The sequence below is a fragment of the Nonomuraea aridisoli genome (assembly GCF_003236395.1).
Taxonomy (GTDB): domain Bacteria; phylum Actinomycetota; class Actinomycetes; order Streptosporangiales; family Streptosporangiaceae; genus Nonomuraea; species Nonomuraea aridisoli.
Genome location: NZ_POUD01000575.1, coordinates 1 through 1197, shown reverse-complemented (window position 1 = coordinate 1197; position 1197 = coordinate 1). Strand labels below are relative to the sequence as shown.

General features: G+C 74.2%; 1 protein-coding gene. It reads right to left on the bottom strand.

Going from position 1 to position 1197, the window contains the following annotated elements; all coding sequences use genetic code 11:
* The coding region (locus tag C1J01_RS48150; protein ID WP_146616050.1) for an ATP-binding protein at positions 1-1197 on the bottom strand (1197 nt) is incomplete at both ends.

The following is a 1197-nucleotide window of genomic DNA, read 5'->3' as shown; positions in this document are numbered from 1 at the left end:
GTACGGATCAGCACCTCCGGCACGCCGTCGCTCACGGCGTAGAACTGCCCGGTCTCCAGACGTCCCACCCGGTCGGCCCGCCCGCCGCGGGCGCGCGCCAGCGCCTGGACCACGGAGATCTGCGTGGGGCTGTTCAACCGGCCGATGAACTGGGTGGTCGCGTTGCCGGCGATCTGGTTGTGCAGCCCGCGCGGCGCCTGGGTGGCGAAGACCAGGCCGAGGCCGTACTTGCGGGCCTGCGAGGCCAGGGTCAGCGTGCTGGCCAGGGCCTCGGTCTTCGGCGTCGCCGGTACGAGGGCCTGGGCCTCGTCCATGACGTACAGGCCGGTCAGGGGGCGGTCGCGGGCCGGGTTCCGCTTGATCCAGGAGAACAGGGCCATCTGGAGCCTGCTGACGAAGCCCGGCCGCGCGTCCTCGTTGAGGCCGACGAGGCTGACGACCGACACGCGCGCCCGTCTGCCCGCGGACGGGGTGAGCAGCCGGGCCGGGTCCACCGGCTCGCCGTCGCCCGCGAAGAGCGGGTCGTTGATCGTCGCCGCCGTCAGGAGCTGGCCCAGCTCGGCGGCGATGATGTCGGCCCGGTCGATCCTGCTGGCCTCGAACGGCAGCGCGGCCAGCATGCCGAGGAACGCGGGGAAACCGCCGCCGCCCGAGCGGGCGAAGTGTTCGAGCGCCTGGCGCAGCACGGCCTTCCCCTTGCGGGCCTTGGCGGTGTCGCCGCTCACGTTCGCGCGCGGGGCGAGGGAGGCGACGGCCAGGCCGAGTGCGGACTCCAGCTCGTCGCGGTCGTCGAGGACGGCAGCGAAGTCCGGGAGCGGCTGGAAGCTCAGCGGGCGGCCGCGGGAGCGCCCCGGCGTCCAGACCACGACCTCGGACTCGGCGAAGTAGCGGGCCGCCTTGCCGGGGTCGTCGGCGTTCCACCCCGCGGGCGGGGCGGGCCAGGGGTCGCCCAGGCGGGCGAGGTCGTTGTTGGAGTCGAGCACGATCGACGAGACGCCGTGCAGGGCGCATTCCTCCACCAGCCGCCGCAGGAACACGGTCTTGCCCGATCCGGAGCCGGCGAAGACGGCGGTGTGGCGGGCCAGCATGCCGAGCCTCAGCTCCAGCGCGGCACCGGTGTCCAGCCGCCTGCCGACGGGGACGACGTCATACCGCCCACCCGCCGAAGCCTCCTGCCGCAGCGGGACGTGCGTCGGG